Genomic DNA, 13,503 nt, shown 5'->3' with positions numbered 1-13,503 from the left:
CACTTTCCTGTGCTTTTCTTCAATTGAGGACCGATCCGCGCTCCAATCATGATAACCGTAAGTCTGGCCCGGCGATCCGGAGCCGGTCGCGTCCTGCCGGACGGAGACAGGATGATCCGGCACCTGAAGGGAAACAACCTGCTTTCCTGTGAATTCCATGAGGCAGGTGATGTCGATGAACGAACCGTGTGAGCACGCCATGACGAGAGGTCTTCACGAATGAAGATCAAATGTCCGGACTGCAGTACGTCCTACGAGATCGGTGCAGAGGCACTCGGTCCGGAAGGACGCAGTGTGAAGTGCGCCAAATGCGGCAATCGCTGGTTCGTGTCTCCCGACGTCGAAGAGGGCCCGATAGGTTTCGAGATCCCGGACGAGGAAGACGCCACTCCCGTTCCGGAAGATGTCGCGGACACGGCCGAGGAAGCCGACTGGACCGCCGACGCCGAGGAAGATGTCGGCAGCACCCTTCCCGGGGACGCAGCGGACAGCCTGGTCGCGGCAAAAAAGGATATTCCCCCCGTCGCACCGCCCCCGCCGCCCCTTGTCGCAGCCGACGAACGCAAGTTCGCAGCCGATCTGCAGGACGAAGAGGCCGATGACGGCAGCAACGATGTCGAAACGCACGCCAAGCGTCCCAAGATCATCGTCAATCCGGACAAGTTTCGCCGAGACCATGTCAGCGCGGTAATCAACTGGCTCTTCCGGCGCAATTTCCGGCGTCTGGGAGGATTTGCCCTGTTCGGCATTGCCCTGGTCGCCTGCATCCTGTTCGTCCTGATGCGGGACAATATCGTCAAGCAGTCTCCCGATCTCGCCAGCCTTTTCCAGATGATCGGCTTCGACGTCAACCTGCGCGGCCTGGAATTCAGGAACCTGAGGACCTTCACCGAGGTCGAGGACGGCAACCGGGTGCTGGTGGTCGAAGGGTCGATCCGCAACCTGCTCGACGAAACGAATGTTGTTCCCGCGGTCCGCCTTGCCATTCGCAGCGGCGACCTGCAGGAAGTCTACGCCTGGACCGTGGAGCCCCGCACCACGTCCTTAAACGCCCTTGATGAAACCAGATTCAGAACCATCCTGACCGACCCCCCCGTGGGGGCGACGGATATCCAGGTCCGGTTTGTCAATCGCGGCAACAAACAGATAGTTCTAGAGTGACCATGACCGCCAACATTCTCACATTGTTCGATGAAGACGCCATTGCCTTGCGGGTTGCCTCGCTCGCCGAGGAAATCGCGGAGGGAAAGCCGAGCGACCTGCTGGTCGTCGCGGTGCTGAAGGGCAGCTTCATCTTCGCCGCGGATCTCGTCCGGGCAATGCACAGGGCTGGCCTCCAACCGGAAATGGAATTCATTCACCTGTCGTCCTACGGCGCCGGGACGGAAGGTTCGGAGACCATCCGTGTTTTGCGCGATGTCGAAAGTGACGTTAACGGCCGGGATATCATTTTGGTGGATGATATCCTCGAATCAGGCCGCACGCTCGCTTTCGCACGCGAGCGGCTCGTCAACCGCGGCGCCCGCTCCGTAAAAATCGCAGCGTTGCTCGACAAACCGGAGCGCCGCAAAGCTGCCATATCTGCCGACTATGTGGGTTTTGCCTGTCCAGATAAGTTTGTGGTCGGATATGGTATGGATATGGGTCATGCTTGGCGGCAGTTGCCCTATATCGGATACGTCGTTGCCTCAGATGAGGTCGCAGAAGCCGGCAAGACGGGGGAGTGAGCATGGCTCGCATTCTTCTAACGGAAGACGATGAAGCGGTCCGCAGCTTCGTGAAGCGGGCCCTGGAACTTGACGGACACAGCGTCGAGGCAGCCGAAGACGGCGGTGAAGCGGTGGAGATCCTGACCCGCGACAAGGGCGGATATGATCTTCTTCTGTCCGACATCAAGATGCCGGTCATGGACGGTATCGCGCTCGCGCTTCAGGCCGCGCGCGACTATCCGCGCATGCCCATCCTGCTGATGACCGGTTTCGCGGATCAGCGGGAACGGGCGAACGGGCTGGACTCGCTGGTTCATGACGTGGTCACCAAGCCGTTTTCGCTCGCCGATATCCGCAAGGCCGTGCGCGGCGCCATCGCCGGAGAGACCGTGCAGGAGACCCGCCGCTACGCCTGACATCCGGACAGAAGCTCCGCAGGATAACAATCCCCGCCCGGACAATCTGTTCCGACGGGTTTTTTGTGTCGTGGGCAAAGGGCGGGAAGAGACTCGAGACTGAATCGCCCATGCGCACGGACCTGAGCTCCTGAAACCGTGGGCGGACGCAGTCACGCTACTGACCGGAACGGACGAACGACCCCGGATCAATAGCGCTTCAGCAACCGTTCCAGATAGTCCAGTTCCAGCTTCGGACGGGACGGATCGGAAAAGCGGCGGCGGAGTTCTTCCAGAATGCGTCTGGCCCTCTGGACGTCGATTTCATCTGGAATGCGCACCCGGTTGTTGTAATCAGGACCTTCGGTACGGCGCGGTCGGCCGAGCGGATCCTCGTCAAGCGGCGAGGGACCGTTCGAAGCGCCCATTCCTTCTCCCTGTCCCATCATCTGTTCGCTCAGGCCCTGCGCCCCGCGTCTGAGGGCATCCAGGGCGCTGCCCTGCTGACCGAGCGCCTGCTGGCCCTGACCTTTACCCAGCGAGTCCTGCGCCTGGCCCATGGAGTCGCCCGCTTCGCCCAGCGCCTCGTTCTGACCCATGCCGTTCTGGCCGAGCTGCTCCATGAGCTGCTCGAGCTGCTGAGCAAGGTCGCCCTGGCCCTGCTGAAGCTGCTGCAGCATCTGCTCCAGCTGTTCCATGGTCAGTTGTTCCCCCTGACCCTGCTGGCTCTCACCCTGCTGTCCCTGCTGCTGTTGCCCTTGCTGCTGCTGGTCCTGATTGAACCGGTGCGTGTCGTCCATGAGCTGCTGTTGCCGCTGGATCATCTCGCCGAGCTGGTTGAGCATTTCCATCATTTCGCTCGACATGGCATTCGGCGACATCTGCGGCCGGCCGGCCTGGAGATTTTCCAGCATCCGCTGCATCTGCGCCAGAAGCTCCCGGGCCGCGTCCCGGGACCCCGTGCGCGCCAGCTCCTCGATCCTGTCCAGCATTTCGCTCAGATCCTGCTGACTGAGCGTCTGCTGGTTGCTTTCGAAATTCTGCATCACCTGGGGATTCTGCCGCATCTGCTCGGCAAGCGCCTGCATGAATTCCTGAAGGGCCTCCCGGACGTCCTGGGTGAGCTTGGCGATCTCCTCGTCACTCGCACCGTCCTCGAGAGCCTTGCGCAAGGCCTCCTGAGCGTCTCTCAGCTTGCGTTCGGCTTCCGACAGGTCGCCGTCCTCGATCGACAGCGCAAGATCCCACAGAAGCGGCAGAAGCGCCGTCAGCTCCTCATCCGTATGCGCCTCTGTCAGCTCGCCATAGGCGAACCGCATGCCGAGATAGTCGCGCGCCTTGTAGTCGAACATTTCAGGCGCGAGCAGCAATGCGTCAAAGGCGGTGATGACCTGCGGATGATTTTGCGCATCGAGCGCCAGATTGCGGCGCTGTTCAACGACCGCGCGAGCCAGCGGCTTGCTGAACCGGCGCTGGGGCAGGGTGATCCGGTAGGCGGACGACAGCCCCTCCTGATCTGCCTGGTCCCGGGCCAGCAGGGTCAGATCCACCTCCGACCCGGCCCAGGGATGGGATGTCAGATCGCGGATGGTCTCCGCCGTCTTGGCGGTGCCCGCACGCGCCGGCAACGACAGGGGAAAGACCGGAGCCTCGACCAGCGGCCGAGCGACGCGGTCCCCGTGTTGCGGGTCGGGCACCGGCGAAATGCGGGCCTCGGCGGACACGACACCATAGTCGTCGTTCACCAGATAGGAAAATTTCAACGCCCCGCTAAGCTGTTCCTCCGGATCGTCGGTCAGCCGGATTTCCGGCGCATGGTCCGGACGGACCGCAAAGACGAAGCTCATCATCGGCTCATCGCCGTTCAGAAGCTCGACAATTCCAGTGGTTTCCAGCCTGAGGCGCCGCTCGACCGGCAGAAGCTTGCGCAGTGCCGGATCCTCCGTATCATCGCTCTCTTCCGGCTGAATGACCCGCGGTTCCGCGTCATCGGCGCCGGCGAAGGTCATCGACAGTTCTTGAGCGCCCTGCGTCCTGACGACCAGGACCGAGCCTTCGGGAACGGACACGGGCGTTCCCGGTTCCCGCAGCTGCGCGCTTTCTCCGGTCAGATAGATGGGCGCTTCGCTGGTGTAGAAAGGAGGGGTCACCCAGGCATCGAGCCGGCTCGGCGCTTCCACTGTCTTGAACGGATTCTGGAAGGCGGAGACGACACGCCCCAGATGGTCGCCGCTCGCGGTGGCAAATCCGATGACCAGCAGACAGGCCGCCAGCACCCGCAGCGCCCACGGGTCGCGGCGATAGGCCTTGGGATCCGGTCCCCTGGAGCGGATTGCGGCGACGGCCTCCGCCGTCCGGCGAAGATGCAACGCCCAGATGGCCCGGCTTTCCGGGTTCTCCGCGCCGACCGAAAGATCGTCTTCAAGGGTGGACAGGGGCCGGTGCACAGTGCCCGACGCCTTTTCGACACGGGCCAGCGCCTCGTCGCGCGTGGGCCAGGAAAGCCGGAACAGGTCCTTGGCGGCCCAGATTCCGGCGATAGCAAAACAGATCACGCCCGCAAGTCCCGCCCAGGCGGGAAGCATCAGCCAGAGGCCGAGCCAGGACAGGCCGACGAACACACCGGCAACCACGAGAACCGGCAGCAGCGCCCGCCACAAGCGTTCCACGAACAGGACCGTGCGGCTGTGCCGGACAAGCGTCTCCAGACGGCTTCTGATGAAATTCCGGCGCGCGCCGGACCCGGACGTTTCCGGGCCGTTGATATCCTGCTGGCTGTCGTTCGCGCTCAAGAGCACCTCCGGTTCGTATCCCGCAAATGCCGCTCTTCTTGAAAGCGCAGCCCGCAGGACCTGCCCACCAGACAACAAGGTGAGGCAAAGGAGCCTGTGCGGCAACCTGTTCAATCAATTAATTGGCAGAAGTTTCGGTCACGAACCCTTGAGCCAGTCCGGAATGCGGTCGAGTCCGAGCAGGTCTTCATAGCTGGTCCTCGGCCGGACAACGGCGAATTGATCAGCGTTTACGAGGACTTCCGGCACCAGCAGCCGGGAATTATAGGTGCTGGACTGAACCGCCCCGTAGGCGCCGGCGGAATAGACCGCCAACATATCCCCAGCATTCACCCTTGCCATGTCGCGGTTCTGGGCGAGGAAATCGCCCGTTTCGCAGACCGGACCGACGATATCCGCCTTGATTCGACCGCTTTCCTCCGCGTTTTCGCGAACCGGGCGCACCTCATGATAGGCTTCGTAAAGGGTGGGCCGGATGAGATCGTTCATCGCGCCGTCCACGATCACGAAGGTCTTGTCCGCACCTTCCTTCACATAGATGACGCTGGTCACCAGGATGCCCGCGTTGCCGGCGATCATGCGGCCCGGCTCGAACATCACCTTGCAGTCCAGTTCCCGCACATGCTTCTTGACCACCTGCGCATAGGCATCCGGATGCGGCGGCGGTTCGTTGTCGGTGACATAGGGAATGCCGAGCCCGCCGCCGAGATCGACGTGATCGATCTGGTGCCCTTGCGCCCGCAAGCCGGAAATCAGCTCCCCCAGCCGGGCAAATGCCTGGTCGAACGGTTCCAGCTCGGTGATCTGCGAACCGATATGCATGTCTATGCCGGTGACTTTCAGTCCGGGCAGGCCGGCCGCTTCCGCATAAGCCTCCTGCGCCCGCTGCCAGGGAATGCCGAACTTGTTCTCCGCCTTGCCTGTGGCGATCTTGGCGTGGGTTCTGGCATCCACATCCGGATTGATGCGCATGGATATGCGCGCGGTCCTGCCCATCTCGCTGGCGACCCGCGACAGCTGCCGCAACTCGGGCTCGGATTCCACATTGAAGCAGAGAATGTCTTCTTCAAGCGCATAGGCCTGCTCAGCCTCGGTTTTTCCCACACCGGAAAAAACGATCTTGCCGGCTGGCACACCCGCCGCCCGCGCCCGGCGCAATTCGCCTTCCGAAACGACATCCATTCCCGCACCAAGGTCCGCCAGCGTTTTCAGCACGGCCTGGTTCGAATTGGCCTTCATCGCATAGCAGACCAGCGACGGAATATCGTCGAAGGCGGAGGCGAAGACCTGGTAATGCCGGGTCAGTGTCGCCGTGGAATAGCAATAGAACGGCGTGCCGACTTCCCGGGCGATCTCCTCGATCGCCACGTCTTCGGCATGAAGCGCACCGTTTTTATGGGCGAAGTGATGCAAAGGATACCCTCGTGCGGATGGATCGGCCCGTTTTCTCGTGGAAACGGGCGACGCGACTGGAAGCTCTGACGGCTCAGAGGACCTTAATTGATCAGGAAATCGAGGAAGAACGACTGATCGCTCTGCGGTTCCTGCGGCGGGACGGCGCTGGCCGCCGGATCTGCGGCAGTCCCTTGCGGCGGTTCCGGGGAGCCGGGATTGTCCAGCGAGCCCTTTCGCCCGCAGCCGGCCAGGGTCAGGCCCAGGCAAAGACCGAGCAGCGCCAAAACTTTTAACCGGGAATTCATGACCATCCGTGCCCTTTTCGCAAACCCTTACCGCTCCTCTCCTCGCATGACAGGCGGAATTCGGCAAGCGCGCTCCGCCGTCCCACGCCAGGATTGAATGCCGCTCACCCCTTCGACAGCTCTTTCAGCCAGCGGCGTGCCTGTTTGCGCACATTGACCGGCGAGGTGCCGCCGTAGCTGGTGCGGCTGCGGACCGACTTGTCGACGGAAAGCACCGAGAAGATCTCCGCATTGATTTTCGGCTCCACCGCCTGCATGTCCTCCAGCGGGATCTTGTGCAGCTCGATATTGCGTTCAACGGCCAGCGCGACGATCCGCCCGGTGACGTGATGGGCCTCCCGGAAGGGCAGGCCGAGCACCCGCACAAGCCAGTCCGCCAGATCCGTCGCGGTGGAATAGCCTGAGCCGGCCGCCTTCTTCATGGTCTTCGTCACCGGCTCCAGGTCCCGCACCATGCCGGTCATGGCCGCAAGCGCCAGGGAAATGCTGGCAAGACCGTCGAACGCCTGTTCCTTGTCTTCCTGCATGTCCTTGGAATAGGCGAGCGGCAGGCCCTTCATCATCACCAGCAGTGCCTGAAGGGACCCGTAGATCCGGCCGGTCTTGGCGCGCACCAGCTCCGCCGCGTCCGGATTTTTCTTCTGCGGCATGATGGAGGAACCGGTCGAGAACTTGTCCGACAGTTTGACGAAACCGAACTGCGCCGAACACCAGATGACGATCTCTTCGGCAAGGCGGGAGAGATGCATCGCGGAAAGCGAGGCCGCGGCAAGCGCCTCGATGACGAAATCCCGGTCCGAGACCGCGTCCAGCGAATTCGCCGACGGCCGGTCGAAGCCCAGGGTGTCGGCGGTCATCTTGCGGTCGATCGGAAAGGACGTGCCGGCCAGCGCCGCGGCGCCGAGCGGGCATTCGTTCATGCGCCGGCGCGCATCGCGCACCCGGCCCCGGTCGCGGGAGAACATTTCCACATAGGCCAGCAGGTGATGTCCGAAGGTGACCGGCTGGGCGGACTGCAGATGCGTGAAACCGGGCATGACATCGCCCGCGTGGGTTTCCGCCTTTTCGGCAAGCACCTGCATCAGCTCGCTCAGCTGATCGTCCAGGGTGTCCAGGGTGTCCCGGACCCAGAGGCGGAAGTCGGTGGCCACCTGGTCGTTTCTGGAGCGCGCGGTGTGCAGACGCCCCGCCGCTGGACCGACCAGTTCGGCAAGCCGGGCCTCGATATTCATGTGAATGTCTTCCAGCGCCCGGGAAAAGACGAATGTGCCGTTTTCGATCTCTGACAGGATTGTGTCTAGACCTTGAACGATCTTGTCGGCATCGTCCCGCGTCACGATGTCTTTTTCGGCGAGCATGCGCACGTGGGCTTTCGAGCCGTCGATGTCTTGCTTATATAGCTTCCGGTCGTAGTCAATGGAGGCGTTGATTTCCTCCATGATGGCGTCCGGTCCTTCGGCGAACCGGCCTCCCCACATGCGATTGCTCATGTCCTGTCCCTTAAAGAGGCGCCTCTTGCGAGGTGTGAACGAATGACGAAACCAACCGAACCCGCAAAACGCTCCGGACGTGGCATTCTGGTCGCCGGGCTTGCAGGCGCCGTGGCCGCTGTAGCGGCTCTATACGTGATCGCCGGTCCCGATGGCAATATTGCAAGCGCCGAAACCTGCTCGGCCACCCTGGAAACCGCAGCCCTGGCCAAGCCCTATGCCACCGGTGAAGTGGCCGCTTTCCTGCCCGCAAGTCAGCCGCTCGAACTCGGGAAGCTGACCTTTTCGGGGCCGGACGGCGCGCAGATGAGCCTTGCCGACTTCGGCGACAAGACCATTCTTCTCAATCTGTGGGCGACCTGGTGCGCGCCGTGCCGCAAGGAAATGCCGGCCCTGGACCGGCTTCAGGCAGACATGGGCGATGACAGCTTCGAAGTGGTCGCAGTCAACCTGGACCGCGGCGGACCGGACAAACCCACGGCATTTCTCGAGGAGATCGGCGTCAGCCACCTGACCTACTATCAGGACAGTTCGAACGGGATACTGAAGGACTTGAAAAAGGTTGCCCGTGCGACAGGCCTGCCGACGACAATCCTGGTCAGCCCGGAAGGCTGCGAGATAGGAACCATGTATGGCCCCGCAGAGTGGGCCTCGGGCGAGGCGAAAGCCCTTGTTCAGAGCGTGGTAAAAAAACCGGCGGGCTGAAGGCACGCCGGTTTTCCGAAAAATCGAATGTCATGCCGGGATGCGGCGACTGCAGCCGGTCTGGCCGAACGATATGATCGGCGCTTCCCGGTAGGTCAGACCGAAATATCGACCGCCTCGCCCAGACCCGGTATCTTGCGGGCTTCACGACGGGTCTGCTCGCTTTCCTGCGCCTCGTCGAGACGGCTGGCCACCTGGCGTTCCTCCGCATTCTGGTCGCGGATGGCATTTGCTGCAAGCTGGCTGCGCGTGTCGGCAGCGCTATAGGCGGCAGAAGAAGACGTTTCGGATATGCTCGCCATGGAGCCTACTCCCTTGTTGGATGAGGACCTCACCCGGTTTTGCTTTTCTGGACCATCCTGTGTTCAATCGGGAACAGGAGGCTTCAGACTGTAATATCGACCTGACCGCCGATCCCTTTCCCGGGGTTCTGGGACTGGACACGATTTTCCATCTGCTCGGCCTGCCGGGACAGGAGTTCTGCGCGACTGGAACTGAAATCGGCCTGACGTTTGACCGTTTCGGCCACGGCTTCAGACTGCCTGACCTTGGCCGCTTCCATCCGGGCCGCAGCTTTCTCCGTCCGCGTCGCATCCGGCGCCGGCTGAAAAACCTGAGATGTTCCACTCCCTATTGAAGCGGGCATGGTCATTCCAATCCCTGAAATTCGTTCAAAGGATATCTTGCCCCAGATAGCTGAATTCAAAGGTAAATTTTGAAATCAAATTCCCGACTTGATTTCACGTCTGTTTATTTGAAGCAAATAATTTATGTAAACTTTTAAGTATTACCGAACATAATCTTGAAGTTGCTCTGAAAATCAAAACACGTTCAACGCATCTTCGCCCTTCGTTCATATCGCAGTGACATGGCTGAAGGCAGGCAAAGACCGTCTGATAGACCCGCGACAGGGCCCGTCGTTAAGAATTGGAAGAAAGACAAGGCCTCAGGCCGTCACATCGACCTGCGTGCCGAGACCTGCAGGGGGTGTTCCCGAGACCGACTGAAGATTTTCGGCCCCTTCCTGCAGAAGAGCAACCAGACCGGCGTCCTGCTCGGCCGCCATTTTCATCATTGCAGACTGCAGCGCCTGGCCCGTCTGGGCCTGGGTCATGGCAACATAGCTGCTGGCAATTCCGACGCTGTCCATGGCGAATGAGTTTCCCTGATTGCCATGTGACCCTAGCTTTCAGCTCTTAAGCAAGCGTTAACAAAGGCTTACCTTTTCAGTTCCGATCTTCGCCAAGGGCCTTCCGGCGCACCTTGCCCGAAGGCGTGCGCGGCAGCCGGTCGACGATCCGGTAGTCCTTCGGGCGCTTGTAGTCGGCCAGGGCGTTGACCGCGTGGGCGGCGAGGCGGTCCGCATCGAAGCTGGCCCGGTCCCGCGGGACGACAAAGGCCGTGACCAGGTTCACCCCCGTACGCACCGGCACTGCGGTAACCGCGACCTCCAGCACCTGCGGGTCCGCCGCCAGAACCCGCTCCACTTCCTCCGGCGCGACCCGGTAACCGAAGGCATTCATGAGATCGTCGGAGCGGCCTTCGTACCAGTAATAGCCGTCCGCGTCCCGGCGGGCCCGGTCCCCGGTCAGGAACCAGTCGCCCCGGAACGCCGCCGCCGTCTCCTCCGGCCGGTTCCAGTATCCCAGCATCAGCCCGGGCTCGTCACGGTGGATGGCCAGCAGCCCCGTCTCCTCAGGCGCCGCGAAATCCGCGCCGGATCCGGGATCTTCCGCAAGGATGGCCACCTTGCGCCCGCACTGGGGCTTGCCCGGTGATCCCGGTTTCACCGGCACATCCGGACCGCTGGACAGATAGGTCGAAATCTCGCTCATGCCGAGCGCTTCAAAAAGATCCCGGCCGGTCTGCGCGGTCCAGTCGCGATAGAGCGCTGCCGGCAACGCTTCCCCGGCGGTCAGCCCGTGCCGCAGTGCTGGAAACGCGTCCCGCGAGACGGCCCCGTATTTCAGGATCCGCCGGTAGAGACTCGGAACGGCGGCAAAGAGGCTGGCCCGGCTGGCCTCCATGATCTGCGGCCAGACCTCCGGGTCCCGGGGACCGTCATAGACGATGCTGGTCGCACCATTCGCCCAGGGATCCATCAGCCCGACGCCGAGCGTGTAGGTCCAGTTGAAGGCACCCGCATGCAGCAGCCGGTCGCTGGAGGAGATGCCGTACCAGCCCTGGTACATCGGCGCACGGGCCGCAGCCGCCCGATGCGCATGCAGGACCCCTTTCGGGGTGCCGCTGGTTCCGGAGGTATAGATCAGAAAGGCCGGATCGTCCCGGCCGGTGTCGGCGAAACCCGCGGGAGCGCAACGTTTCAGCGCCTCGATCTCCGCCGGCCCCAGGAAGGGAACGTCGTGGCTCACCGGCAGCGCCGTATCGCCGTCATGCAGCACCATCGCCGCGCCGCAATCCCTCAGGATCGCTTCGGTTTCACCGGATGTCAGCAGGGCGGAAGTGGGCACCGGCACGAATCCGCCGGCGATCGCACCGAAAAACAGCAGCGGAAAATCGCTCGAATGGCCGATGCGCAGCAGAACCCGGTCCCCGGCCTGAAGCCCGGCATCCGCAAGCCCTGCGGCAACGGACAGCACCGATCTTGCAAGCGTCCCGAAGGTGAGGCTTTCGAGAATCTCCCCGCCCGGACCGACCACTTCCAGCGCCGTCTTGCCCGGATCGGCGGCAGCGCGGGTCAGACAGTACCGGGCAAGATTCATCGGAATTTTTCAGGTCTAGCGCGTCGGGACCGGTGTCTCGCCCCGGTAATCATAGAAACCGCGCTGGGTCTTGCGTCCGAGCCAGCCCGCCTCGACATATTTCACCAGCAGCGGACAGGGGCGGTATTTCGTGTCCGCCAGGCCTTCGTACAGCACCTGCATGATCGACAGGCAGGTGTCCAGGCCGATGAAATCCGCCAGCTGCAGCGGGCCCATGGGATGGTTCGCCCCGAGCCGCATGGCCTTGTCGATCGACTCGACCGACCCGACACCTTCATACAGCACGTAGATCGCTTCGTTGATCATCGGCAGGAGGATCCGGTTGACCATGAAGCCCGGGAAATCCTCGGCGACCGCGACCTGCTTGCCCAGCCGGTCGCAGAATTCCTTCGAGGCCTCGAAGGTCTCGTCCTCGGTCGCGATGCCGCGAACCAGTTCCACGAGTTCCATCAGGGGAACCGGATTCATGAAATGGATGCCGATGAAGCGCTCGGGCCGGTCGGTGGACGCGGCAAGACGGGTGATGGAGATCGACGAGGTGTTGGTTGCCAGAATGGCTTCCGGCTTCAGGATCGGGCAGAGCTGGGAAAAGATCTTCCGCTTGACCTGCTCGTTCTCCACCGCCGATTCGATCACCAGGTCGGCATCGCTAACGAGATCGAGATCCTCGGCCGGCTTGATCCGGTCGAGGGCCGCCTTTCTCGTTTCCTCGGTGATCAGCGACTTGGAAACCTGACGCGCCATGTTGCCGTTGATCGAGGCCAGTCCCGACTCGATCCGCTCCATGGATATGTCGCTCAGGGCGACCTCGTAGCCGGCAAGCGCGCATACATGCGCGATACCGCTGCCCATTTGACCCGAACCAATAATGCCGACTTTTTTGATTTCGACAGCCATCCTGAGAATCCGATCTTCTGAAAAATACCCGCTTGCCGGCCTGCCCGCCGGTTTGGGCTATTTTTGACAAGTCTTGCGCCGAACAGCAAGGACCCCGAAGCGAAAACTGTCATTCGCTCCGGGGTCCGTGATGAATTTGCCGCAGACGTTACTCCACGGCGGCCTTCAATTCGGGCAGCGCGTCGAACAGATCGGCCACGAGACCGTAGTCGGCCACCTGGAAGATCGGCGCTTCCTCATCCTTGTTGATCGCGACGATCACCTTGGAGTCCTTCATGCCGGCGAGATGCTGGATCGCTCCGGAAATGCCGCAGGCGATATAGAGATCCGGCGCAACCACCTTGCCGGTCTGGCCCACCTGCCAGTCGTTCGGCGCGTATCCGGCATCCACCGCCGCGCGGGACGCTCCCACGGCCGCGCCCAGTGCATCCGCCACCGGCATGATGACTTCCTGGAATTTCTCTTCCGAGCCGAGCGCGCGGCCGCCGGAAATGATGATTTTCGCCGAGGTCAGCTCCGGGCGGTCCGACTTGGACAGCTCCTCGCCGACGAATTGCGACAATCCCGACGCGGCCGGAGGTGCCACGGTTTCGATGCTTGCCGAACCGCCGTCTTCCGCCGCGGCGAAAGTGGAGGTGCGCACCGTGATGACCTTTTTCGGGTCGCTTGACTTCACGGTCTGCAGGGCGTTGCCCGCATAGATCGGACGCTCGAAGGTGTCCGCATCGACAACGGCGATGATGTCGGAAATCTGCATCACATCCAGAAGCGCGGCAACGCGCGGCAGGGTGTTCTTGCCGTTGGCGGTCGCCGCAGCGACGATGGCATCATAGTCGTCCGCCAGTCCGACGATCAGGTCGGCCACGGGTTCGGCGAGCTGGTGTTCCAGATCGTCACCTTCGGCAATCAGCACCTTGGCGACGCCGGACAGCTTGGCGGCGGCCTCCGCGACGCCCTGAACGCCCTTGCCGGCCACCAGGACATGGACATCGGAGCCCAGCGCAACGGCCGCGGTCAGGGCCTTGGCGGTCATTTCGTTCAGCGCGCCACCGGCGTGTTCGGCCACAAGAAGTGTTGTCATTTTGATCCTCC

At 62.3% G+C, this 13,503-nt stretch carries 14 protein-coding genes; 4 read left to right on the top strand and 10 right to left on the bottom strand.

Going from position 1 to position 13,503, the window contains the following annotated elements:
* The first annotated feature begins 219 nt into the window (after nucleotides 1–219).
* Genes DCO57_RS09305 through DCO57_RS09295 form a run of 3 tightly spaced genes read left to right on the top strand, consistent with a single transcriptional unit; the run spans nucleotide 220 to nucleotide 2,125 of the window.
* Nucleotides 220–1,161, top strand: coding sequence for a zinc-ribbon domain-containing protein (locus DCO57_RS09305; protein ID WP_116698600.1), 942 nt, complete (start codon nucleotides 220–222; stop codon nucleotides 1,159–1,161).
* A gap of 2 nt (nucleotides 1,162–1,163) precedes the next feature.
* Nucleotides 1,164–1,727 carry a hypoxanthine phosphoribosyltransferase gene (gene hpt / locus DCO57_RS09300; RefSeq protein ID WP_116698599.1) on the top strand — a complete coding sequence of 188 codons (564 nt, stop codon included), beginning with the start codon at nucleotides 1,164–1,166 and terminating at the stop codon, nucleotides 1,725–1,727.
* A gap of 2 nt (nucleotides 1,728–1,729) precedes the next feature.
* A complete protein-coding gene (locus DCO57_RS09295) occupies nucleotides 1,730–2,125 on the top strand; it encodes a response regulator (RefSeq protein ID WP_116698598.1) in 396 nt (131 codons plus the stop codon).
* A 188-nt stretch (nucleotides 2,126–2,313) separates the two neighbouring features.
* On the opposite strand, the gene DCO57_RS09290 is transcribed toward DCO57_RS09295, so the two are convergent.
* From DCO57_RS09290 to argH, 4 genes are all read right to left on the bottom strand, one after another.
* Nucleotides 2,314–4,896, bottom strand: coding sequence for a TIGR02302 family protein (locus DCO57_RS09290; RefSeq protein ID WP_208977864.1), 2,583 nt, complete (start codon nucleotides 4,894–4,896; stop codon nucleotides 2,314–2,316).
* A gap of 138 nt (nucleotides 4,897–5,034) precedes the next feature.
* Nucleotides 5,035–6,309: a diaminopimelate decarboxylase gene (gene lysA, locus DCO57_RS09285; protein WP_116698597.1), complete on the bottom strand. Its 1,275-nt coding sequence runs from the start codon at nucleotides 6,307–6,309 to the stop codon at nucleotides 5,035–5,037.
* An 83-nt stretch (nucleotides 6,310–6,392) separates the two neighbouring features.
* On the bottom strand, nucleotides 6,393–6,596 hold the full coding sequence (locus DCO57_RS09280; RefSeq protein WP_205756118.1) for a lipoprotein: 204 nt from the start codon (nucleotides 6,594–6,596) through the stop codon (nucleotides 6,393–6,395).
* 104 nt (nucleotides 6,597–6,700) lie between these two features.
* A complete protein-coding gene (argH, locus tag DCO57_RS09275) occupies nucleotides 6,701–8,086 on the bottom strand; it encodes an argininosuccinate lyase (protein ID WP_116698595.1) in 1,386 nt (461 codons plus the stop codon).
* A gap of 42 nt (nucleotides 8,087–8,128) precedes the next feature.
* On the opposite strand from argH, the gene DCO57_RS09270 reads away from it, so the two are divergent.
* Nucleotides 8,129–8,791 carry a TlpA disulfide reductase family protein gene (locus tag DCO57_RS09270; RefSeq protein WP_116698594.1) on the top strand — a complete coding sequence of 221 codons (663 nt, stop codon included), beginning with the start codon at nucleotides 8,129–8,131 and terminating at the stop codon, nucleotides 8,789–8,791.
* A gap of 95 nt (nucleotides 8,792–8,886) precedes the next feature.
* On the opposite strand, the gene DCO57_RS09265 is transcribed toward DCO57_RS09270, so the two are convergent.
* From DCO57_RS09265 to DCO57_RS09240, 6 genes are all read right to left on the bottom strand, one after another.
* On the bottom strand, nucleotides 8,887–9,093 hold the full coding sequence (locus DCO57_RS09265) for a hypothetical protein (RefSeq protein WP_116698593.1): 207 nt from the start codon (nucleotides 9,091–9,093) through the stop codon (nucleotides 8,887–8,889).
* Nucleotides 9,094–9,176: 83 nt separating this feature from the next.
* Nucleotides 9,177–9,443 carry a hypothetical protein gene (locus DCO57_RS23265; protein WP_133192648.1) on the bottom strand — a complete coding sequence of 89 codons (267 nt, stop codon included), beginning with the start codon at nucleotides 9,441–9,443 and terminating at the stop codon, nucleotides 9,177–9,179.
* 294 nt (nucleotides 9,444–9,737) lie between these two features.
* A complete protein-coding gene (locus DCO57_RS09255; RefSeq protein WP_116698591.1) occupies nucleotides 9,738–9,941 on the bottom strand; it encodes a hypothetical protein in 204 nt (67 codons plus the stop codon).
* A gap of 76 nt (nucleotides 9,942–10,017) precedes the next feature.
* Nucleotides 10,018–11,514, bottom strand: a complete 1,497-nt coding sequence (locus DCO57_RS09250) for a class I adenylate-forming enzyme family protein (RefSeq protein ID WP_116698590.1) — start codon at nucleotides 11,512–11,514, stop codon at nucleotides 10,018–10,020.
* Between the two features lie 15 nt (nucleotides 11,515–11,529).
* Complete coding sequence (locus tag DCO57_RS09245; protein ID WP_116698589.1) at nucleotides 11,530–12,411, bottom strand: 3-hydroxybutyryl-CoA dehydrogenase; 882 nt, start codon at nucleotides 12,409–12,411, stop codon at nucleotides 11,530–11,532.
* Nucleotides 12,412–12,559: 148 nt separating this feature from the next.
* Entirely contained in the window at nucleotides 12,560–13,492 is a 933-nt protein-coding gene (locus tag DCO57_RS09240) for an FAD-binding protein (RefSeq protein ID WP_116698588.1), read from the bottom strand.
* Between the last annotated feature and the right edge of the window lie 11 nt (nucleotides 13,493–13,503).

Source organism: Labrenzia sp. 011 (assembly GCF_003075075.1).
Classification (GTDB): Bacteria; Pseudomonadota; Alphaproteobacteria; order Rhizobiales; family Stappiaceae; genus Roseibium.
The sequence above is the reverse complement of the archived record's forward strand: the minus strand, read 5'-3'. Positions and strand labels throughout refer to the sequence as shown.

What these genes read in the sequence shown, in the direction of transcription:
- DCO57_RS09280 (WP_205756118.1), bottom strand. Translation starts at nt 6,596, where the DNA reads ATGAATTCCCGGTTAAAAGTTTTGGCGCTGCTCGGTCTTTGCCTGGGC.
- DCO57_RS09295 (WP_116698598.1), top strand. Translation starts at nt 1,730, where the DNA reads ATGGCTCGCATTCTTCTAACGGAAGACGATGAAGCGGTCCGCAGCTTC.
- hpt (WP_116698599.1), top strand. Translation starts at nt 1,164, where the DNA reads ATGACCGCCAACATTCTCACATTGTTCGATGAAGACGCCATTGCCTTG.
- DCO57_RS09250 (WP_116698590.1), bottom strand. Translation starts at nt 11,514, where the DNA reads ATGAATCTTGCCCGGTACTGTCTGACCCGCGCTGCCGCCGATCCGGGC.
- DCO57_RS09255 (WP_116698591.1), bottom strand. Translation starts at nt 9,941, where the DNA reads ATGGACAGCGTCGGAATTGCCAGCAGCTATGTTGCCATGACCCAGGCC.
- DCO57_RS09305 (WP_116698600.1), top strand. Translation starts at nt 220, where the DNA reads ATGAAGATCAAATGTCCGGACTGCAGTACGTCCTACGAGATCGGTGCA.
- argH (WP_116698595.1), bottom strand. Translation starts at nt 8,086, where the DNA reads ATGAGCAATCGCATGTGGGGAGGCCGGTTCGCCGAAGGACCGGACGCC.
- DCO57_RS09240 (WP_116698588.1), bottom strand. Translation starts at nt 13,492, where the DNA reads ATGACAACACTTCTTGTGGCCGAACACGCCGGTGGCGCGCTGAACGAA.
- DCO57_RS09245 (WP_116698589.1), bottom strand. Translation starts at nt 12,411, where the DNA reads ATGGCTGTCGAAATCAAAAAAGTCGGCATTATTGGTTCGGGTCAAATG.
- DCO57_RS09270 (WP_116698594.1), top strand. Translation starts at nt 8,129, where the DNA reads ATGACGAAACCAACCGAACCCGCAAAACGCTCCGGACGTGGCATTCTG.
- DCO57_RS09265 (WP_116698593.1), bottom strand. Translation starts at nt 9,093, where the DNA reads ATGGCGAGCATATCCGAAACGTCTTCTTCTGCCGCCTATAGCGCTGCC.
- DCO57_RS23265 (WP_133192648.1), bottom strand. Translation starts at nt 9,443, where the DNA reads ATGACCATGCCCGCTTCAATAGGGAGTGGAACATCTCAGGTTTTTCAG.